Consider the following 19,067-nt stretch of genomic DNA (forward strand, 5'->3'; position numbering starts at 1 on the left):
CCTGGCACTACTTGCCCACGACCGTCACGGTGATGCTCGACGGGTACTGCTTTGAATGATGCACCGCGTTCTTCGCCACGACCCCCTTGGCCTCGTCGAAGTTGCGGCCGCCGGTGTTCAGGTTGCGATCGAAACGGGGGAAGTTGCTGCTCGACACTTCAATCCGCAGGCGATGCCCGGGCGCGAAGTAGTTGCTCGTGGTGAGCGGCTGCAACGTGACCTTGTAGACCTTGTCCTTTTCCATCCACACCAGCGGCTTGTCGTAGCCGTCGCGATAGCGCATCCTCTGAATGGATTCATCGAGGTTGTAGGCCCGGCCATCCGGATAGACGTCGAGCACCTTGACCGTGAAGTCCGTGTCCTTCGCGTCGGACGAGACGTAGAGCGTCGGCGTAATGGGTCCGCTCATCTCCACGCCTTCGGCGAACGGCTCACTGGTGTAGACGAGGATGTCGTGGCGTGACTCCATCTTGCGCTGGTCGAACGAGCCGGCCGTAATGGCGTTGCCGGTGCAACACACGTTGCCGCCGTAGGACAGGACGGGATTCATCGGGTCGTAGGTGAAGCGGTCGGGCCGGTCCGTCTCGGGTGGCGCCATGGTCAATTGCCCATCGCCGTTCAGCGAGTTGGCGTTGCCGCCGCTCGACAGGTGGAACGTCATCGGCTGCGCGCCGGCCGGCGGCCACACCTCGGAGGTCTGCCACTTGTTGCTGCCCATCGTGAAGTAGGTCACCTTCGCCTGCTTCTCGATCCGGCCATTGGCGTCACCCTTCAGGAACTTGTCGAAGAAGCCGTACATGATCTCGTTGTAGTCGAGCCGCGCGTCGCCCATGCTGCGTTCACCAACGATGGTGTTGGCGGTGGCGCGGGTGAAGGCGCAGTGCGCGACCGGCGCGATGATGGCCCACTGCTGGTTGGCGACGTCGCCCTTCGCGGTTCGCCGCACGTGATTGAACATCTCAAGGTTGGGTCCCACCGACACGTCGTACCACGACATGAACCACAGGCCGGGCACGTTCAGCGCCATGTCGTCGTGCCACAAGCCGCCCTTGCGCCACGCGTCGGAACTCGGCTCGCGCTGCTGCATCATGCCGCCGGACTCCACCGGCATCTTATCGGCGAAAATGCCGCGCGGGCCGCCCACGTTCTTGATGATGTCCTCGGTCGGCAGGTGCCACAGGGCCTTGTCCCAGTCAACCGGCGGCATCCGCGGCGCCAGGTCGAACAGGCGCGAGGCGGCAATCAGGTCCTCCTGCGGCGTGTCTCTCGGGAACATCGGCCGCACCTGGTTCTGCTCGCCGTAGATCCACGTGATGAACAGCATCTGCATCGCCCCGCCGCGATACCAGTTGCCCTGCTCCCAGTACGGCCCGACCTTGCCGACGCCGGCGCCGAAGCCCTGGACGTTCATGGCGGCAAAGCCCGGATGGCCAAGCGACGCCACGGCCGGTTGCCACTCGGCCGTGGACGAACACCCGGTCGTGCCGACCTTGCCGTTGGACCACGTCTGCTTGGTCAAGTAGTCGATCGTTTCGTAGCCGTCGGTGATCGGCGCGCCGAGGATGTCGTAGTTGCCCTCGGAGAAGAAATGGCCACGCTCGTTCTGCCCAACGTACGCATATCCGCGCTTGATGGCTGCCAGAATCGTGCTCATGTCGGCCGGCACGCCGTTGCGCACGTCCCAGAAGTTGAAGTTGTAGGGGGTCTTGACGAACACGATGGGCACCTTGCCTGCCGCGGCGGCCCTGGGCCGGTAGATGTCGGTCGCCAGCCGCACGCCGTCCTTCATGGGAATCATCACCCGCCGTTCGACGATGGCGATCTCCTGGAGTTCGGCTTCGAGGTCCTTGCGGCGCTGTTGTTCGGCTGGGGTCAGGGTGCCCTGCTGCGCGGGCATGACGGCCGTGGCCATGGCGACGGCAACGGTAATTGCGAGGATCAGGCGGCGAAGCGGCGTCATGACAGAACCCTCCTTCAAACGGCGACAGCATACCAGCGCGGTGCGACTCCGCGCACCGCGTCGTCAGAACCGAATCTTGAGGCCGGCGCCAGACGTGGTCTGCCAGTACGGCTCGCGAAACGACCGTTCCTGCCGGCTGGTGCTGGCGGCAACGGTGAGCTGCAGGCGGTCGGTCAAGTCGATTTCGGCCTGCCCGCGGATGGTGTCGGCGTCCACGCGGATCAAGTCGCCGGCGCCACGCGGCTCTTCACGGCTGTAGCCGCGGCTGTACCCGCCGCCGATGAAGCTGGTGCCGGCGGCGCCGAAGTAGCGACGCACCTGAGCGTGATACGACCAGGCATCGCCCAGTTCCGGGTCGGGCACGACGAAGGCCTTGCCGGTGATCATCCAGTGGCCGGCGTATTTCGTGAGGGTCGCGAGATAGATGTCGGTGGCGTCGGTGAAGGCCAGCCGCCGGTAGCCACCCGAGACCTCGAACCCGCCGCCGAGCGACTGATACAGATCGAACGAGACCCGGTACTCCGGATACAACACCTCGTCGCTGCCGACACCGACGCCGACAAACGCGTAGGTGCCGGGCCGGAACGTTGGATAGAACTCGAGGTCCACCTGCTGGTCGGTGAGGCCGAACCGGTCGCCCTGGCGGCCCCGAACGAACAGCGAGCCCGCGGGCGTTTCACGGCCAAGCGTCAGGGCCGTCTCCTGCCACGGCTCGCGTTCGTCGTTGAAGGTGTCGCGGGTGGAGGTGAGGCCGAGCGACCACGGCCGGGTGCGCGCATCGAGACGCTGCTGGACGTAGCGGGCCTGCGCGTTGCCGGCGTCGCGCGTCAGCACGGCTCGCACCAGCTCGCGCGCCTGGGGCAACCGTCCCGACCACCATTCCACGTTCATCAACGCGACCCGCGCGTCCAGGTAATCGGGAGACTGCGCCAGCACGTCCGTCAGGGCCTGGCGCGCTTCGTCGTAGCGCCCTTCCCACGACAGGATCAGGCCGTAGACCAGCCGCGCATCGGCATCGCGTGGCGCACTGGCCAAGTGCGTTTCCAGGAGAGCCAGGCCCGCCGGGCGGTCGCCGGCGTCGGCCGCGGCTCGCGCCCGCGCGATGACATTGTCTTGCGCCGCTGCCGACACGCAACAAAGCAGGGAGAAGAAGGCGGCGAACCCGAGCGAACCCACGGATTGATGATAGCAGTTCCCTTTCGGCGCCCGGAGCGACCTTGGTATGCTCTTTGACACGCAGCGCGCCAAGCATGGACCACATTCCGCCACCAGTCACGCCGGAGGATCACGAGGCCGATCAAGCCCTCCGCGATGCCCGCACGCGCTTTGTCGCCGGCTTCACGAACCGCCTGTCGGCCATGGATGCGCTGCTCAGCTCGGTCGAACGCGGCGCCGATGGCGAGCTGAACGCGCTGCGGGAAGCCGCTCACAAGCTCGCTGGCCTCGGTGGGGTGCTCGGCTTCCCGACGGTCAGCGACCAGGCGTCACTGGTCGAACAGTCGCTGCTCGAACCGGTGCTGGACCCGGCCGCGGTGCGCGCCGGATTGAAGCGCATGGGCGCGGGGTTTGCTCACGACTTGGCTGGATCGGCGCCCTCATGGGCCCAGGATGCCGGCCGCGCTCCGCATGCCGCTCGCATCCTGCTGGTCGAAGACGATCAGGAACAACGCCGGGTCGCGGCCTCGGGCCTGCGCGCCGCGGGATACCGGGTCGTCACCGCCGAGTCGGGACCAGAAGCCGTCGAGGCGGCGCGCCTCGAACAGCCCGATCTCATTCTGCTCGACGTCGACCTGCCCGGCCTGGACGGCATGGCGGTGTGCCGGCAGATCAAGCTCGAGCGGGCCCTCGCCACGGTCCCGGTCATCTTCTGCACGGCCCGCACCGGCCTGCTGGACCGCCTGGCCGGGCTGAGCCTGGGCGCCGACGACTACCTCACCAAGCCGTTTGCGCCGAGCGAGCTGCTGATGCGCATCAAGCGCCAGGTGTCACGGGCCGCCCCGGTGCCGTCGCCGCCGGCCGCGCTGCCGGGCCTGCTCCCGTACGACCTGTTCGCAACCGGCGCCCGCGAGGCGCTGTCGCGGGGACCGGCGGCGCTGGTGCTGGTGCGCGTCGCGGCCCAGGACCTCGGGCGCCTGGCGGCGCGTTGCCACGACGAGGTGCGCCGGCGCGACCTCCTCGGCCGCGTCAGCGACACCCACCTGGTGATGCTCGCGCCGGAACTCTCGCCCGCGGCCGCGCGCGGCGCGATGCAGGCCATGCTCGACCGCGAGCCGCGGTTCGAAGGCGCCGCCATCGGCGCCGCCGGTCCGGCGCCGCCCGGCGCCGGCTCTGACGCGCTTGATGCGATGCTGGCGCAAGCCGACCTGGCCCTGGCCGCCGACCGCGTCGCCCGCAGCGCCACGGTACCGGGACAGACGACGGTGCTGCTGGCCGAAGACGATCCCGACGTGCTCCACATCATCGACGCCCGGTTGCGGGCCGCCGGCTACCGGACCGTGCTGACGCTCGACGGGCAACAGACCCTCGACGCCCTCGAGCGTGAGAACCCCGGGGTGGTGCTGCTCGACCTGATGATGCCGAAGCTCACCGGCTTCGACGTCCTGATGCGGATGCGCGAGCGCGCCGGCTCCCGGCCAAAAACCATCGTCGTCTCGGCGCGCGGCCGCGACGAAGATGTGGCGCGCGCCTTCGAACTGGGCGCCGACGATTACGTCACCAAGCCCTTCAATCCCGAGGAGCTGATGGCCCGCATCGCGCGGCTGACCAGGTAGCGCGTGCTGCTCCGGTTCGCCGAGGCGTTTCGCGATGTGCTGCTCCCGTTCATCCTGGGCGGCAGCGCCCTGTTGTTGCTGCTGCTGGCCCTGCTGGTGGCCCAGCGCCTGCTGCGGGCCGCCGCCGGCTGGCGCCAGCGCATCCTGATCGCCCGCTACGGCCCGATCGTCGCCGCGGCCCTCGATGGCGACGCCATGGCGCTCGCGGCCGCGGCCAAGGTAATCCCGCGCCGCCACCGTCCGCTCGTCGGCTCGCTGGTGCTCGCACCCCTGTACGCCGTGCGCGGCGGCCACAATACCCGCGCCGCCGAGCTCGCCGACGACCTGCAGCTTACCGGCCGCTGGCGGGCCGATCTGCGCTCGCGCCACTGGTGGCATCGCTCGGAAGCCGCCCTGGCGCTGGGTCTGCTGCGTGACCAAGCGGCGGTGCGCGCCTTGATCGAGCTGCTGGACGACGAACACGAACAGGTCCGGGCGGCGGCGATCGATGCGCTCGGGCAAATCGGCGATCCCTCGGCGATCGGCCCCTTGCTCGCGCGCATGAGCGACCCGACGCGCCACGAGCGCGTCCGCCTGGTTCAGTCGTTGCGCTCCTTTGGCGAAGGCTCGACCGCGGCGTTGCTGGAGCATGGCGCCGGACACCCGCACGACCGCGCCCTGGTCGCGACCATCCTCTCGTTTGTCGGCGGCGCGGCCGCCGGCGATCCGCTGCTGCAGTGGGCCGGCGCCACCGACGCGCCCACCCGCGCCGCCGCCTGGCGGGCCTTGTCGGCGATCGGTCTCGACGAACGCGCGTTCTACCACGCGCTCAAGGCATTGGCGGATGACGATGCGGCGGTCAGAGCCGCGGCGGCCCGCGCCCTGGCCCAGAGCGGCCGCAGCGACGCGGCGCCGCACCTGGCCGGACACCTCGATGACGAGTGGGAAGTTGCCGCCCAATCGGCGCGGGCGTTGCTCAGGCTGGGTCCCGACGGCCACGCCGCGCTGGCAGCGCGCGTGCGTCAAGGCGCGGGATTGGGACACGACCTGGCCCAGCAGGTGTTGTGGGAAGGCGGACCTCGCTGATGCGCGCGTGGGTGTCGCAGGGCCTGATGGTGTTCGACCTCGGCGTCCTCGCCTACTTCCTGGTGATCAACCTGCTCTACCTGTTGTTCTCGGTGGTGGCGTTCTTCTCGCTCATGCAGCACCGGCGCCGCTGGACCTCGCGGGCGCTCGACGTGGTCATGCGGTCGCCGGCGACCCAGGGCATCTCGGTGATTGCGCCGGCCTACAACGAGGAGGCCACGATCGAGCAGAGCCTGCGCTCGCTGCTGCTGCTGAACTACCCGCAGTTCGAGGTGGTGGTCGTCAACGACGGATCGAAGGACAAGACCATCGCGAAGATGGTCGCCGCCTTCGGGCTGATGCGCGCGCCGGTGGTCTACCAGCAGCCGCTCGGCACCAAGCCCGTGCAGGCGCTCTATCGCTCGCTCGACCACCCCGACCTGGTGGTGATCGACAAGGCCAACGGCGGCAAGGCCGACGCCATCAACGCCGGTATCAACGCCGCCCGCTACCCGCTGGTGTGTGTGATCGACGCGGACTCGATTCTCGAGCCCGAGGCGCTGATGCGCGCGTCGCTGCCGTTCGTCGAGAGCCCCGACACCCTCGCGACCGGCGGCATCATCCGCATTGTCAACGGCTGCACCGTCGAGGACGGCCGCGTCACCAAGATCGACATGCCCGGCAACTGGCTGGCGCGCTTCCAGGTCGTCGAGTACTTGCGCGCGTTCCTGAGCGGCCGCGTCTTCATGTCGGCGGCCAACGCGCTGTTGATCATCTCCGGCGCCTTCGGCCTGTTCCGCCGCGACGCGGTGATCGAGGTCGGCGGCTTCCGCCACGACACCATCGGCGAGGACATGGAGATCGTGGCACGGCTGCACCGGCGCTGGCGCGACACCAACCGGCCGTATCGCGTGGTGTTCCAGCCCGATCCGGTCTGCTGGACCGAAGCGCCCGAGACGCGGAAGATCCTGGCCAGCCAGCGCAACCGCTGGCAGCGCGGCACCTGCCAGGTGCTGAGCTATCACATGGCGATGATGGGCAACCCGAAGTACGGAACGGTCGGGTGGTTCGCGATGCCCTACTTCCTGCTGTTCGAGGCGATCGGCCCGCTGATTGAAGTATCCGGCTACCTGGTGACCCTGGTGGCGGTGATGTTCGGCTTGCTGGACGTGGTGTTCGCCCAGCTGTTGTTCCTGGCCGCGGTGGTGTTCGGCGCGATGATCTCCATGACCTCGGTGCTGCTCGAAGAGATGTCGTACCGGCGCTACCCCAAGGTGCGGCACCTGCTGTTGCTGGCGGCCATCGGGGTGATTGAAAACTTCGGCTACCGCCAGCTCACGACGTACTGGCGCCTGAAGGGCCTGATCGATTTCCTGCGCAACAAGCAGGGCTGGGGCGTGATGACGCGGAAGGGGTTCGCGAAGAGCTAGATCGGCAGCTCGAACCAGAAGCGCGCGCCGCCGCCGGGCGCATCGCCCACCTCAATCACGCCACCGTGCTCCTTGACGATCGCCTGCGAGATGGCGAGGCCCAGCCCGGTGCCGCCCTTCTTGTGGGCCGCCGAACCTTCCACTTGCTTGAACGGTTCGAAGATCGTCTGCCGGAATGCCGGCGGCACTCCGGGGCCGTGGTCGTCAACGGTCAGGTGCACGGACTCGACCGTGGCCGTCACGCCCACCCTCACGGTGCTCCCTTTGGGCGAGAAGCGCACCGCATTGGCCAGCAGGTTGATGAACACCTGCGTCAGGCGTTCCGGGTCGGCCAGCAACCGGACCGTGGTCGACGTCGACGTGATCGCCACCCCCGCATCCCTGGCAATCGGCTGGACCGTGTCGACGGCAAGCGCGATGGCCTCGCCAAGGTCGCACTCCTTCTTGACGACCGCCAACTCACCGCTGCCGACGCGTTCGAGGTCGAGCAGATCGTTCACCAGGGCGAGCAGGCGGTCGGCGTTGCGGTGGGCGGCCGAGAGCAGCGCGCCGGCATCGTCCGAGAGGTCTGGTTCCGAATCGCGGACCAGTGCGAGGGCGCCGCGGATCGAGGTGAGCGGCGTGCGCAGTTCGTGGCTGACGTTGGCGACAAACACTTTCTTGGCGCGCTCGGCTTCGATCAGCAACTCCATGGTGCGACGCAGTTCGAGCTGCGCCATCAACTGCCGGCTGAGCGCCTGCAGCGACGCCAGCTGCTCGGGACTGAGTTGGCGCGGCACCCGGTCGATGACGCACAAGGTCCCAAGGCCGTGCCCTTCGCCCGTGACCAGCGGCGCACCGGCATAGAAGCGGATGTGCGGGTCCCCGGTCACCAGCGGATTGCCCTCGAATCGCGGGTCGTGGCTGGCATCGGGGACGACCAGCAACTGGTTGTCGACAATGGCGTGCGCGCAGAACGCCTGCTCGCGTGGTGTTTGCGGTGCCTCAAGACCGACCTTTGACTTGAACCACTGCCGGTCCTTGTCGATCAGCGAGACCAGCGCGATCGGCACGCCGCAGATTCGGGCCGCCAGCTGCGTGAAGTCGTCGTAGGCCTGCTCGGGAGCCGTGTCGAGGACTTGGTAGCGATCGAGGGCGGCGAGGCGGGCGGCCTCGTTCAGGGGGATCGGCGGGGCCGTCACCAGCCCAGTCTAGCAGGCCACCGGGACCGTTGCGCGGGTCAGTGCCGGTCACCCCAGATCACGCTCGTGAGGCCGGGCCATGCGCTCGGGGCGCACCCAGTCGTCGAACTGCGCCGCGGTCACGTGGCCCGACGCCATGGCTGCCTCGCGCAGGGGGCGCCCTTCCCGGTGGGCAGCGAGCGCGATCGCGGCGGACCGCTCGTAGCCAATGTGGCGCGTGAGCGCCGTGACCAGCATCAGCGACTGCGCCAGGTGTTCGCCAATGCGCGCCTCGTCGGCCTCTAGTCCGCGCGCGCAGTAGGTGTCGAACGAGGTCACGGCATCGGCCAGTAGCGCGATCGACTCGAGCACGTTGTGCAGGATCACCGGCTTGAACACGTTCAACTGGAACTGCCCCTGCGAGTTGGCGAAGGCGACCGCGGCATCGTTGCCATAGACCTGCACCGCCACCATCGTCAGCGCCTCACACTGGGTCGGGTTGATCTTGCCGGGCATGATCGACGAGCCGGGCTCGTTCTCAGGCAGCCGCAGTTCACCGATGCCGGCGCGGGGCCCCGAGGCGTACAGGCGCACGTCATTCGCCATCTTCATCAACGCGCCGGCCAGGCCCCTGAGCGCCGCGCTGGTGGCCGCCATGGCGTCGTGGCTCGACAGCGCCGCGACGTGGTTGGCGGTTTCGTGAAACGGCTGGCCGGTGCCCTCGGCGAGGTACCGCGCGGCCGTGGCGCCGAACTTCGGATGCGCGTTCAACCCGGTACCCACGGCCGTGGCGCCAAGGGCGAGCGCGTGCAACCCCGGCAGCGTGGCGGTGACACCGGCCAGCGTGTCGTCGATTTGCGCCACCCAGCCGCGAACGACCGCGCCGAGCGTGATCGGGACGGCGTCCTGCAAGTGCGTGCGGCCCACCATCACGATGGAATCGAAGGCGAGCGCCTTGGCGGCGAGCGTGTCACGCAAGGCCGTGACGGCCGGCACCAGGCGATGCACCAGTTGCTCGGTCGTCGCGACGTGCATCACGACCGGGAAGCCGTCATTCGAGGACTGCCCCTTGTTGACGTGATCGTTCGGATGCACCGGGGCGTGGGTGCCAAACGGCGCGCCAGCGAGTTGATTGGCGCAATTGGCGATCACCTCGTTCGCATTCATGTTGGTCTGGGTCCCCGAGCCGGTCTGGAAGACCACGAGTGGAAACTCGGCGTCGAGGGCGCCGCCGATGACTTCGTCGGCGGCCTGGATGATCAGGCCGGCGCGATCGGCGCCAAGCTCCCCCAACTCGGTGTTGGCCTGCGCGGCGGCCTTCTTCAACAGGCCGAGGGCGCGAATCACCGGCCGCGGCCAGATCATTCGCGGGCCGCCAATGGCGAAGTGGTGCCGCGACCGTTCCGTCTGCGCTCCCCAAAAACGGTCGGCGGCTACCTCAACTGGGCCCAGCGAGTCATGCTCGGTGCGGGTCATGGCCCCATTCTGAACCGTTCCGGGTGGTTCGCAACTTGCAATGACACGGTCAGAGGAAAACAACCGATGAGCTTACGAGATAAATACAGCCACGCCATCCTGACCGCCAAGGGCCTCCGCATGCAAGGCGCTGCGGAAGAACGCGACGGCAAGCTTCACTTCAAGGGCATGGTCCAGAACCAGGACGAAGTGAACGAGATCTGGACGGCCATCAAGACCGTGCCCGACTGGCGCAACGACGTCGTGGCCGAGGTCACGATCGACCCCAACGCCAAGCCCGCGGCCGCCACGTACACGGTCAAGGCCGGCGACACGCTCAGCAAGATTGCCAAGGAACACCTGGGCGATGCCAACGCCTACATGAAGATCTTCGACGCCAACAAGGGCACCCTGACCGACCCGGACAAGATCAAGCCCGGCCAGGTCCTGACCATTCCCAAGGGCTGACGTGCCCGCGCTGAGCGAACAGCTCATCTGGCTCTTCGTGCTCGCCGCCCCGGTCGCATGTATCGCATGGACGGTGACGCACGAAGCGCTGTTTGATGAGTTCAACCAGTTCTGCGTCGACAAGAGCAAGAGTTGCTCGACGCTGGCGCAGCGCAAGTTCTTCTACTTGTTTACTTGCGAGTACTGCTTCAGCCACTACGTGGCGGCCGGCGTCGTCTGGCTGACCGGCTTCACGCTGCTGGTGCCCGGCTGGCGGGGCGCGTTGCTCGCCTGGTTCACGCTGGTGTGGGTCGCCAACATCTACACCAGCCTGTACGGCCGCCTCAGGCTCGACATCAAGCGCGAACGGGTCGAGATCCAGGCGGAAGAGCTCGCGGTCGATAGCGCGGCCGCGCCCCTCAAGAGCGTCAAGCGCGCGTGAGCCCGACGTTCGCCGGGCCGCTCATCACCTCGCCAAACCGGTCGAAACGCGAGCCGTGGCAGGGGCAATCCCACGACTTCTCCGCGGCGTTCCAGGCGACGATGCAGCCGAGGTGCGGACAGGCCGCCGACCGTTCGTGAAGCGCGCCGGTCGGGTCGCGATAGACAGCGACTTTGGCCGTGCCCCGGCGGACCACCGCGCCGCTGTCCTGCGCGATCTCCTCGACTGACTCGACATCGCCCGGCGTCAACCACTGGGCGTACTGGGCCGCAACATTCGCGGTCTCCCGCACAAACTCACCCGACGCGCGTAGCGTCTTGCGCGACGGGTCGTACAAGGCCTGCCACGGGTTGGGCCGGCCCAGGATCAGATCGGTGAGCAGGATGCCGCCGATTGTCCCGTGCGTCATGCCCATCCCGGAATCACCGGTCACGATGAAGACGTTGTCGTGGTCGAGGGGGTTGCGGCCAATGAAGGCGAGTCCGTCCACCGTTTCCATCACTTGCCCGGACCACTTGTAGCTCAGCTCGCCGGCCATGGGGAACCGCTCGCGCGCCCACGCCTCCAGGCGCGCGTGACGCGCGTCGCCGTCGTCGGCCTGTCCGGTCTTGTGGTCCTCCCCGCCAACGATCAGCACGTCGTGGTCGCCGTCGGGCAGTGACTGCAGGCGCACGTAGTGATACGGATCAGCTGTGTCCCAGAACAACGCGCGGCCGACAGCGCCGCGCGGCACCAGCATCCCAACGACGTACGACAGGTAGGGCGCCTGCTTGGTATGGATCACCACCAGGTCGTTCACCGGGCTGTTGGTCGCCACGACCACGGCGCCGGCGGTCACCACGCCGCCACGGGTCGTGACCGTGGCCGGCTGGCCGCCCTGGATGACATCGGCGTGCGAGCCCGCATAGATCCGGCCGCCAGCGCGCTCGATCGCCCCCGCCAGTCCAGCCAGGTACTTCAATGGATGGAATTGTCCCTGGTTGGGAAATCGCAGGCACGGGCCCGTGTCCCACGCCAGCGGCGCACGGCCGATCTTCGCGACGTTGTGGAGTCCGGCGCGATGCGCCGCCGCCAGTTCGAGGTCCAGTTCGTCCTCGCCCTGCCCGGTCGCCGCGAACAGGTAGCCTTCGACGCGTTCGAAGTCGCACGCGATCCGCTCGCGGCCCACGATCGACTCGATGCGGTCGATGGCGGCGGTGTGGCTGTCGGCGGCCAGCCGCGCGCCGCCTTCTCCGTGCAAACGCTCGAGATGGTAGTAGCGATCATCAAGGGCGTTGGCCAAGTGAGCCGTGGTCACGGCGGTCGCCCCCCCGCCGACGCGGCCGTCATCGAGCACCACCACCGACTTCCCAACTTGAGTCAGCAGATAGGCCGTCGTCAGCCCGGCAATGCCGGCGCCGACCACACAGACGTCGGCCGTCACATCGGCGACCAGGGGAGAAAACGCGGGAACGCTCGCGGTGGATTCCCAAACCGGTTCGTTACGGAGCGGCATGGCGGTACAGCAAGCAACCATCATGCCCAACGGCACCTTAGGCACCTTAGGCACCCTAGGCACCCTAGGCACCCTTGATACAATGCCGCGATGGCTGCACTGCTGGAAGCGATTGAGATCAAGCGCAAGGCGTATTTCGAGTACGAGAACGCTCCCTACCACTGCCTGGACGTCGAGGTGTCAAAACCGACGGCCCGGGGCGGGCAAACCCTCGTGCGCCTGAAGATGCGCAACCTGATCACCCGCGCGGTCTTCGACAAGACCTTCAAGGCGGGCGAGAAGTTTGCCGAGCCGGATCTCGTGATGTCGTCGGCCACCTTCTCCTATGCCGACGCCGACGGTTTTCACTTCATGGACCAGGAATCGTTCGAGACGCACACGCTCGGCAGCGAGATCCTGGGCGACGACCGCGGCCTGCTGGTCGACAACGTCGAGGTGCAGATTCACCGCTATAACGGCCAGCCGATTGGCATCGTGTTTCCGCCCCACGTTGAGCTCACGGTCGCATCCACTGAAATGGGGGTGCGGGGCAACACGGCGAGCGGCAGCGTGACCAAGCCGGCGGTGCTCGAGACCGGCATGGAGATCCAGGTGCCGTTGTTCATCAAGGAAGGCGAGAAGGTCAAGGTCCACACCGAGACCCGCGAATTCGCCGGCCGAGCGTGATAAACAGGAACAGGAGATAAAGAGATCAGGAGGACCAGAATGTTTCTCTTATCCTCTTGAACTCCTGTTAATTACAGGCGAAGTAGCAAGCCAATCGTGAATCGGGAGTAGCTGATCCGCCGGCCCACCCGAGCCAGCGAGCCGTCATCGCCGGTGAAGCTGCGCACGTGCCGCAGATCGAAGCGGATGCCGACGTTGTTGGTCAGCAGCAGCGCCTGGGCACCGACGCCGATCTTGAAGGCCGGCACCGTGCGTCGCACCAGGAAGATCTCCAGGAAGTCCTGCGCGTGCGCGTTGATCAACCCGATACCGACGATGGCGTAGGGCCTCAGGCCGCCCCGGGTGACCGCATCAGGCAGGGTCAGGATGACGCTGCCCGTCAGGTCGAGCACGTAGCTGCCGGGTTTGATCAGCGGCAGGCTGTCGTCGTTCTCGAAGAAGCCCGGCATGTAGCCGAAATCCACTTCGTAACCGAGCCAGCCGTCGCCCAACACCGACACCGACCCGCCAAGGGCGATGGAAGCCCGTCCCGCCGCGATCTCCAGATCAACGATCGAGGTATCGCCGCCAAACTTTACGCCTGCGTAAGGCACGGCAAAAATGTCCTGGGCACTCGCCGGCGCCGCCAGTACCACGAGCGTCAACCAGATGAAGGTCGCGCGTTGGATGGCAGACGGCAGCATGGAGCGGCAGTCGCAGTTTAGATGAAGAGGCGCAAGAAGATCTTCACAAACGGCGAGGTGGTGACGTCGCCCTTCTCGAGCTCATAGGTGTTGGCGAGGCCGCCGCTGTTGGACAGCAGCACCAGCGTCAGCCGTTTCGACGGCATCTTCACGATCAGCGCCGAGGCCGCGTCTGGAATGTGGCCGAAGGTCCAGACCAGCCGTTCCTGCGAGGTGGTCTGGACGAACCAGCCCTGGCCGGTCGGCGCGGCGGCGCCGGTGTCGAACATGAACGGCGTCCACATCTTGTCGAGCGTGCTCAGGCTGATCGGCACGTTGTTGATGTTGTCGTCGAGCTCGGCCTCGAAGCCGGCCAGGTCGCGCGCCGACGACACCATGCCTCCCGAGGCGTCCAGTCCGTACGGCGGATACGACGAGGGCTGCGCCTGGCGGTTGCGGTCGATCCGGTACGGCTTGGCCAGGCGCGTCAGCCGGTCCTGGTACTGCGCGACGCGCGCTGGATCGAACAGGTCGCGCGCGGCCTGCCCACTCGGCTGGCCCAGGTCGAGCCCGGGCACCGATGAGGTCATCGCGAGGCTCTGCAGAATCTCGTCGGCGAGGGCCACGCGGAAGGGCCGCTTGGTGCAGTCCTCCACAACCGGGGTGAGCGCGGCATACCGGCTGGGATCGTAGACATAGCGGCCCTCGGACACGTGGGCCAGGACGTGGCGCACGCTGGCGTCCTCGGGGAAGGCCGGCACCCACTTGCGCATGCCGGTATCGACCTCCAGGGCGAGCCGGTCGGTGCAGATCGCGAGCAGCACCGCGCTCATGGCCTGGGTCACCCCGCCAATGGGATAGAGGGTATCGGGCGTGGCGCGCACCTTGTTTTCGACGTCGGAGAAGCCATAGCCCTTTTCCCACTCGATGCGGTTATTGCGCACGATCACGGCCGACAGGCCCGGCATACCAATCTGCTGGGCGAGCGGTTCGAGGTACCGCTCGAAGATCTGGTACGGTAATTCCTGCGCAGAACCCCGCGGGACCAGCAAAAAGCTGGCGCCAATCGCCGCGATCAGGGAAAATAGGGGCAGTTTCATTATTTTTTGGGCGCAGACCCGATCATACCAGTCCCAATTCGCCGTTACGTGTGCTAAAGTCTGCCGGAACTTCGATTTAGCTGATGAGCTCAACCCGTCCGTACTACGTCCGAAACCTCGTGAGAGCGGTCTGCCTGCTCAGCTTGCTGGCCGTGTCGGCCGCCCCGGCTGCGGCCCAGGCTGCCGAAACGCTGCGCGTGAAGACGCTCAATCGCGACGGACGGGTGTTGGTCACGTTCGCGCTCGACGGCGGTCTCACCGACGAAATGAAGGCCGTGGTGCAAAGCGGCCTGCGCACCGTGTTCACCTACACCGTTGAACTCAAGCTCAAGGTGCCGGCGTGGGTCGATCGCACCGTGGCGTCGGCCGTGGTCTCGACCAGCGTCGACTTCGACAACCTGACCCGTCGCCACACCATCTCGCGCGCGCTCGACGGCCGGGTCGAGGAATCGTTCGTCGTGGAAGACCCCGCCCAGGTGGCGCAGATGGTCACCCAGTTCGACCGCCTGCCGCTCTTCGACACCAAGATCCTCGAAGCCAATCGCGAGTACTACGTCCTCGTGAAAGCCGATGCGCGCCCGCGCAGCACCGCCTCGCTCTGGCCCTTCTCGGGCACCGCGAGCGGATCCGCGAAGTTCACGTTCATCAAGTAATCGCGCCCCGGGGCGATGAGCAACTCGCGCCTCGTCTACTCCACCGATAAAGGTCAGACGTGCCCGAAGTGCGGCTGGCCGGTCGGCGACTGCCAGTGCAGCAAGAGGTTCGCCGCCGGCGAGCAGCCGGTGCCGCCGCGCGTGGTCGCCAAGCTGAGGCTCGAGAAGGCCGGGCGCGGCGGCAAGTCGGTAACAGTCGTGTATGACCTGCCGCGCAACACCGCGTTCCTGAAAGACCTGTGCGGCGAGCTGAAGCGCGCCTGTGGCACTGGCGGAGCGGTTCGCGAGAACACGGTCGAAATCCAGGGCGACCTGCGCGAGCGCGTCCGTGAGGTTCTGGCGAAGAGGGGATACGCCATCAAAGGCTGAACTGGCCCACTTCGTGCATCCTCTCGTCACGGAGGATTTCGCATGCAGATTTCACAAAAAGTAGTCACGCTGTTCCTAGTTCCGGCACTTCTCTTCTCAACTCAGGCATATGCGCAGCAGGCCCGCGTCGTGGACGCCGTCGCGCTGCACCAGGCGCTTGCCGACAAGACCGCCACCGAGAACTCGCAGCGTGAGCTGGTTCTCCAGGTGCTCGATCGTTCCGACGCCCGGGAGATGGCTGCCCGCTTGGGCCTCAGCGTCGAACAGGCCAACTCGGCCGTGGCGACCCTGAGCGGCGCCGAACTCAACACGCTCGCCCAGCACGCGGCCGCCGTTGACGCCAGCGCGCTGGCCGGCGGTGCCAGCACCATCGTCATCTCGCTGACGACCCTGCTGCTGATCCTGATCATCGTCATCCTGCTGGCCAACTGATCCAGCGCACGACGACCATGGCGCGCCTCACGGCGTCGGTGGTGATGGCGGCCGTCGTAATTCTCGTGGCGACGGCCGCCACGCCCGCCTTCGCGCAAACACCGCCCGCCGATCCGGCCGGCAGCACGCGCCTGCTGGATGTCCCCTACCTTACGCAAACCGAAGACCTGTGTGGCGGCGCCGCCATGGCCATGGTGCTGCGGTACTGGGGCGACCGGCGAGTGCAACCCGAGGACTTCGCATCGCTGATCGATCGCAGCGCGGCCGGCATTCGCACCGACGTGCTGACGGCCGACATCAGGCAGCGGGGCTGGCAGGGGTTTCCGATCGACGGGGCCGCCGGCGCCCACCACGACTGGATTCGCGACCAGATCGACCGTGGCCGTCCGATCGTGGCGCTGATCGAGGTGCGGCCGAACCGCTATCACTACATCGTGATCGTCGGGTGGACGGCCGCGCAGGTGATTGCGCACGATCCGGCGAGCGCGCCCTTCCAGACCTGGACACGACCGGATTTCGATCGCGCCTGGGCCGCGGCCGGACGCTGGGCCATGCTCGTCTTGCCTTCCGCTGATCCGATCACTTCAGCACTTCAGCACCCGAGCACTTCAGCACCCCAGCACTCGAGCGCGGCGGTCACCAGTCCGTGCAGTCCGCTGATCGCGCGCATGGTGGACCTGGCGCGCGCCGGGCAGGTCACCGACGCAGCGCCGGGACTGGTGGCCGCGACCGAACTGTGTCCGGCGGATCCGGCTGCGTGGCGCGAGCTGGCCGGCGTGCACTTCCTGCAATCGCACTGGGCCGCAGCCGCCATGACGGCGGAACGGGCGTCGGTGCTCGAACCCGAGGACGAGGCGGTGTGGGATCTGCTGGCCACCAGCCGGTTTCTGAACGACGAGCCGTTGGCCGCACTCGACGCGTGGAACCAGATCGCCCGGCCGTCGGTGGACATCGTTCGTGTCGAAGGCGTGCGCCGGGTGCCGCACCCCACGGTGGTGGGCCTCCTCAAGCTGCCGCCGCGCACGGTGCTGACGCCGGAGCGACAGGGCCATGCCGCCCGCCGGCTGGCAGAGTTGCCGAGCGCCGCGCAGACCTCCCTGCGCTATCGGCCACTCGGCGGCGGCACCGCCGACATCGACGCGATCGTTGTCGAACGTCCGGCGCTGCCGCGCGGCGTGGTGCCGATCGCGGCGACCCTGGCCCGCGGGTGGCTGCAGGACGAGGTTCGCGTGGACGCGGCCTCGCTTGCGAAGAGCGGTGAGCTCTTGACGGTGGCGTGGCGGTGGTGGGAAGCGCGCCCGCGAGTTGCGGTGTCGCTTGCGGTTCCCGCGCTCTCGTGGCTGCCGGGTGTCACAACTATCGAAGGATCGTGGGAGCGGCAATCGTACGGGGGTCCGGTCAGTGTCCGCGAGGAGCGGCGCCACGTTGGGCTGCGCGTCGCCGATTGGGCGTCGAGCACGGTGCGATGGAATGCGAGCTCCGCGTTCAACCGCTGGGCCGCCGACAGTTACCTGTCGGCCGGCGGCGGGGTCGAGGTGCGGCTGGCCGGCGATCGCGTGTCGCTCGGCGCCGGCGCCGAGGCGGCGGCGCCGCTTGGCTCGGGCACGGCCTTCACGAGCGGCCGGCTGTCGTCGGCATGGCGATCGCGCACGAACGAGAATCAGGCCATGTGGTTGGGCGGTGCCGCCGCCACGACCGTCTCGGGCGCCGCGCCGTTTGCGTTGTGGCCCGGGGCGGGCACCGGCCATGGGCGCGAGTCGTTGCTGCGCGCCCATCCCCTGCTCGACGCCGGTGTGGTCACGGGCGAGGCCTTCGGCCGGCGGCTCGCCCACGCCTCCATTGAATACCGGCATCCGCTGTGGCGGCCGGCCATGGCCAGGGTGGGCCTGGCCGTATTTGCTGATGCCGCCCGCGCATGGCATCGGCTCGACGGGAGTTCCTCGCGCCTGCATGTCGATGCGGGCGTGGGGGTTCGGCTGGCGCTTCCTGGTAAGGGCGGCGCGATGCGGCTCGACGTGGCGCGTGGGATGCGCGACCAGCAAGTGGTGGTCTCTGCCGGGTGGCAGCCATCGTGGACAGGACAACATCATGAGTGAAGCAATCACGGCCATCATTCCGCCCCCCGCACTAACCACCCGCGCGTTCGGACTGACCGATCGCGGCCTGGTGCGCGAGGCCAACGAAGATCAGTTCCTGATCGCCGAGCTCAGCAAGGCCATGCGGGTGTGTCAAACGAGCCTGCCCGAGCCGAAGTTGCAGCGGGGCGAGGAGCGCGCGCATCTGTACCTGGTCGCCGACGGCATGGGCGGCCACCAGGCGGGCGAACGCGCGAGCGCCATCGCGGTGGCGGCGATCGAGCACTTCACGCTCAACACCTTTCGGTGGTTCCTCGAGCCGGATCATTCCGGCGCGCAGAAGGTGCTGGAACAGTTCCAGCGCGCGGTCAAGGACGCCGATGCGCAGGTGGCGCAGGAAGCCGCCGCCGATCCCCTGCTGAAGGGCATGGGCACGACCGTCACCATGGCTTTTTTCCTCGCTACCAAGGTCTGCCTGGTTCATGCCGGCGACAGCCGCGCCTACCTGCATCGTCACGGGGTCCTGCAGCAAATGACCCAGGACCACACGCTGGTGGCGGAGTTGGTGCGCCAGGGGTCCGTCCGTGAAGAGGATGTCGCCGCCCACCCGCTGCGCCACATCATCACCAACGTGGTGGGCGGGCCCGATGCGGGGGTCAGGGTCGAGGCCCGGGCGTTCGATGTGCAGGCGGGCGATCGCATGGTGCTGTGCTCGGACGGGCTGAGCGAGATGATGACGCACGAGCAACTGGCGCAGGTCCTGGCCACCGAGGCCGAACCCGAAAGCGCGGCCAGGAAGCTGTTGGCCCTGGCGCTCGAAGCCGGCGGCCGCGACAACATCACCGTGGTGGTCGTTCGCTTCGACCCCGTCACCGCGCCCGCGTCCTGACCTCGGGTAGACTCCGT

General features: G+C 67.6%; 18 protein-coding genes. 11 read left to right on the top strand and 7 right to left on the bottom strand.

Annotated features, from left to right (window positions below):
* Positions 1-7 precede the first annotated feature (7 nt).
* Positions 8-1,897 carry a CocE/NonD family hydrolase gene (locus tag Q8T13_13830; protein ID MDP3718840.1) on the bottom strand — a complete coding sequence of 630 codons (1,890 nt, stop codon included), beginning with the start codon at positions 1,895-1,897 and terminating at the stop codon, positions 8-10.
* A 126-nt stretch (positions 1,898-2,023) separates the two neighbouring features.
* Positions 2,024-3,136: a YaiO family outer membrane beta-barrel protein gene (locus tag Q8T13_13835; GenBank protein ID MDP3718841.1), complete on the bottom strand. Its 1,113-nt coding sequence runs from the start codon at positions 3,134-3,136 to the stop codon at positions 2,024-2,026.
* A gap of 74 nt (positions 3,137-3,210) precedes the next feature.
* Between Q8T13_13835 and Q8T13_13840 the strand changes: the two genes are divergently transcribed.
* Genes Q8T13_13840 through Q8T13_13850 form a run of 3 tightly spaced genes read left to right on the top strand, consistent with a single transcriptional unit; the run spans position 3,211 to position 7,205 of the window.
* Entirely contained in the window at positions 3,211-4,731 is a 1,521-nt protein-coding gene (locus tag Q8T13_13840) for a response regulator (GenBank protein ID MDP3718842.1), read from the top strand.
* A gap of 3 nt (positions 4,732-4,734) precedes the next feature.
* A complete protein-coding gene (locus tag Q8T13_13845) occupies positions 4,735-5,796 on the top strand; it encodes a HEAT repeat domain-containing protein (GenBank protein MDP3718843.1) in 1,062 nt (353 codons plus the stop codon).
* A complete protein-coding gene (locus tag Q8T13_13850; protein MDP3718844.1) occupies positions 5,796-7,205 on the top strand; it encodes a glycosyltransferase in 1,410 nt (469 codons plus the stop codon). Before Q8T13_13845 ends, Q8T13_13850 begins: the two co-directional genes overlap by 1 nt.
* Here Q8T13_13850 and Q8T13_13855 read toward each other — a convergent pair.
* Together Q8T13_13855 and Q8T13_13860 are read right to left on the bottom strand one after the other, a co-directional pair.
* Positions 7,202-8,386, bottom strand: a complete 1,185-nt coding sequence (locus Q8T13_13855) for a GAF domain-containing sensor histidine kinase (protein ID MDP3718845.1) — start codon at positions 8,384-8,386, stop codon at positions 7,202-7,204. The two genes, Q8T13_13850 and Q8T13_13855, sit on opposite strands and share 4 nt — an antisense overlap.
* Before the next feature lie 48 nt (positions 8,387-8,434).
* Complete coding sequence (locus Q8T13_13860; GenBank protein ID MDP3718846.1) at positions 8,435-9,841, bottom strand: class II fumarate hydratase; 1,407 nt, start codon at positions 9,839-9,841, stop codon at positions 8,435-8,437.
* 66 nt (positions 9,842-9,907) lie between these two features.
* On the opposite strand from Q8T13_13860, the gene Q8T13_13865 reads away from it, so the two are divergent.
* Entirely contained in the window at positions 9,908-10,288 is a 381-nt protein-coding gene (locus Q8T13_13865) for a LysM peptidoglycan-binding domain-containing protein (protein MDP3718847.1), read from the top strand.
* A 10-nt stretch (positions 10,289-10,298) separates the two neighbouring features.
* Positions 10,299-10,709, top strand: coding sequence for a hypothetical protein (locus Q8T13_13870; GenBank protein MDP3718848.1), 411 nt, complete (start codon positions 10,299-10,301; stop codon positions 10,707-10,709).
* Here Q8T13_13870 and Q8T13_13875 read toward each other — a convergent pair.
* The gene (locus Q8T13_13875) at positions 10,696-12,204 is read right to left on the bottom strand and encodes an FAD-dependent oxidoreductase (protein ID MDP3718849.1); all 1,509 of its coding nucleotides are present in this window, start codon (positions 12,202-12,204) and stop codon (positions 10,696-10,698) included. The two genes, Q8T13_13870 and Q8T13_13875, sit on opposite strands and share 14 nt — an antisense overlap.
* A 90-nt stretch (positions 12,205-12,294) precedes the next feature.
* On the opposite strand from Q8T13_13875, the gene efp reads away from it, so the two are divergent.
* Complete coding sequence (efp, locus tag Q8T13_13880; protein MDP3718850.1) at positions 12,295-12,870, top strand: elongation factor P; 576 nt, start codon at positions 12,295-12,297, stop codon at positions 12,868-12,870.
* A 71-nt stretch (positions 12,871-12,941) separates the two neighbouring features.
* On the opposite strand, the gene Q8T13_13885 is transcribed toward efp, so the two are convergent.
* Entirely contained in the window at positions 12,942-13,553 is a 612-nt protein-coding gene (locus Q8T13_13885; GenBank protein MDP3718851.1) for an outer membrane beta-barrel protein, read from the bottom strand.
* A 17-nt stretch (positions 13,554-13,570) separates the two neighbouring features.
* Positions 13,571-14,632, bottom strand: coding sequence for a serine hydrolase domain-containing protein (locus Q8T13_13890; GenBank protein MDP3718852.1), 1,062 nt, complete (start codon positions 14,630-14,632; stop codon positions 13,571-13,573).
* 83 nt (positions 14,633-14,715) lie between these two features.
* On the opposite strand from Q8T13_13890, the gene Q8T13_13895 reads away from it, so the two are divergent.
* Genes Q8T13_13895 through Q8T13_13915 form a run of 5 tightly spaced genes read left to right on the top strand, consistent with a single transcriptional unit; the run spans position 14,716 to position 19,050 of the window.
* A complete protein-coding gene (locus tag Q8T13_13895; protein ID MDP3718853.1) occupies positions 14,716-15,285 on the top strand; it encodes a DUF4390 domain-containing protein in 570 nt (189 codons plus the stop codon).
* A 15-nt stretch (positions 15,286-15,300) separates the two neighbouring features.
* On the top strand, positions 15,301-15,654 hold the full coding sequence (locus Q8T13_13900) for a hypothetical protein (protein ID MDP3718854.1): 354 nt from the start codon (positions 15,301-15,303) through the stop codon (positions 15,652-15,654).
* A 42-nt stretch (positions 15,655-15,696) separates the two neighbouring features.
* On the top strand, positions 15,697-16,086 hold the full coding sequence (locus Q8T13_13905; protein ID MDP3718855.1) for a PA2779 family protein: 390 nt from the start codon (positions 15,697-15,699) through the stop codon (positions 16,084-16,086).
* Positions 16,087-16,103: 17 nt separating this feature from the next.
* Positions 16,104-18,182 (top strand): C39 family peptidase, encoded by a 2,079-nt coding sequence (locus tag Q8T13_13910; GenBank protein ID MDP3718856.1) that lies wholly within the window; start codon positions 16,104-16,106, stop codon positions 18,180-18,182.
* Positions 18,175-19,050 carry a protein phosphatase 2C domain-containing protein gene (locus tag Q8T13_13915; protein MDP3718857.1) on the top strand — a complete coding sequence of 292 codons (876 nt, stop codon included), beginning with the start codon at positions 18,175-18,177 and terminating at the stop codon, positions 19,048-19,050. Before Q8T13_13910 ends, Q8T13_13915 begins: the two co-directional genes overlap by 8 nt.
* The last annotated feature ends 17 nt before the right edge of the window (positions 19,051-19,067 follow it).

It is taken from the genome of Acidobacteriota bacterium (assembly GCA_030697165.1).
GTDB lineage: Bacteria > Acidobacteriota > Vicinamibacteria > Vicinamibacterales > UBA2999 > 12-FULL-67-14b.

Excerpts from the sequence above, each read along its gene's own strand:
- Q8T13_13900 (MDP3718854.1), top strand. The coding sequence starts at position 15,301 with ATGAGCAACTCGCGCCTCGTCTACTCCACCGATAAAGGTCAGACGTGC.
- Q8T13_13860 (MDP3718846.1), bottom strand. The coding sequence starts at position 9,841 with ATGACCCGCACCGAGCATGACTCGCTGGGCCCAGTTGAGGTAGCCGCC.
- Q8T13_13850 (MDP3718844.1), top strand. The coding sequence starts at position 5,796 with ATGCGCGCGTGGGTGTCGCAGGGCCTGATGGTGTTCGACCTCGGCGTC.
- Q8T13_13895 (MDP3718853.1), top strand. The coding sequence starts at position 14,716 with ATGAGCTCAACCCGTCCGTACTACGTCCGAAACCTCGTGAGAGCGGTC.
- Q8T13_13905 (MDP3718855.1), top strand. The coding sequence starts at position 15,697 with ATGCAGATTTCACAAAAAGTAGTCACGCTGTTCCTAGTTCCGGCACTT.
- Q8T13_13875 (MDP3718849.1), bottom strand. The coding sequence starts at position 12,204 with ATGCCGCTCCGTAACGAACCGGTTTGGGAATCCACCGCGAGCGTTCCC.
- efp (MDP3718850.1), top strand. The coding sequence starts at position 12,295 with ATGGCTGCACTGCTGGAAGCGATTGAGATCAAGCGCAAGGCGTATTTC.
- Q8T13_13830 (MDP3718840.1), bottom strand. The coding sequence starts at position 1,897 with ATGCCCGCGCAGCAGGGCACCCTGACCCCAGCCGAACAACAGCGCCGC.
- Q8T13_13910 (MDP3718856.1), top strand. The coding sequence starts at position 16,104 with ATGGCGCGCCTCACGGCGTCGGTGGTGATGGCGGCCGTCGTAATTCTC.
- Q8T13_13840 (MDP3718842.1), top strand. The coding sequence starts at position 3,211 with ATGGACCACATTCCGCCACCAGTCACGCCGGAGGATCACGAGGCCGAT.
- Q8T13_13865 (MDP3718847.1), top strand. The coding sequence starts at position 9,908 with ATGAGCTTACGAGATAAATACAGCCACGCCATCCTGACCGCCAAGGGC.
- Q8T13_13885 (MDP3718851.1), bottom strand. The coding sequence starts at position 13,553 with ATGCTGCCGTCTGCCATCCAACGCGCGACCTTCATCTGGTTGACGCTC.
- Q8T13_13915 (MDP3718857.1), top strand. The coding sequence starts at position 18,175 with ATGAGTGAAGCAATCACGGCCATCATTCCGCCCCCCGCACTAACCACC.
- Q8T13_13890 (MDP3718852.1), bottom strand. The coding sequence starts at position 14,632 with ATGAAACTGCCCCTATTTTCCCTGATCGCGGCGATTGGCGCCAGCTTT.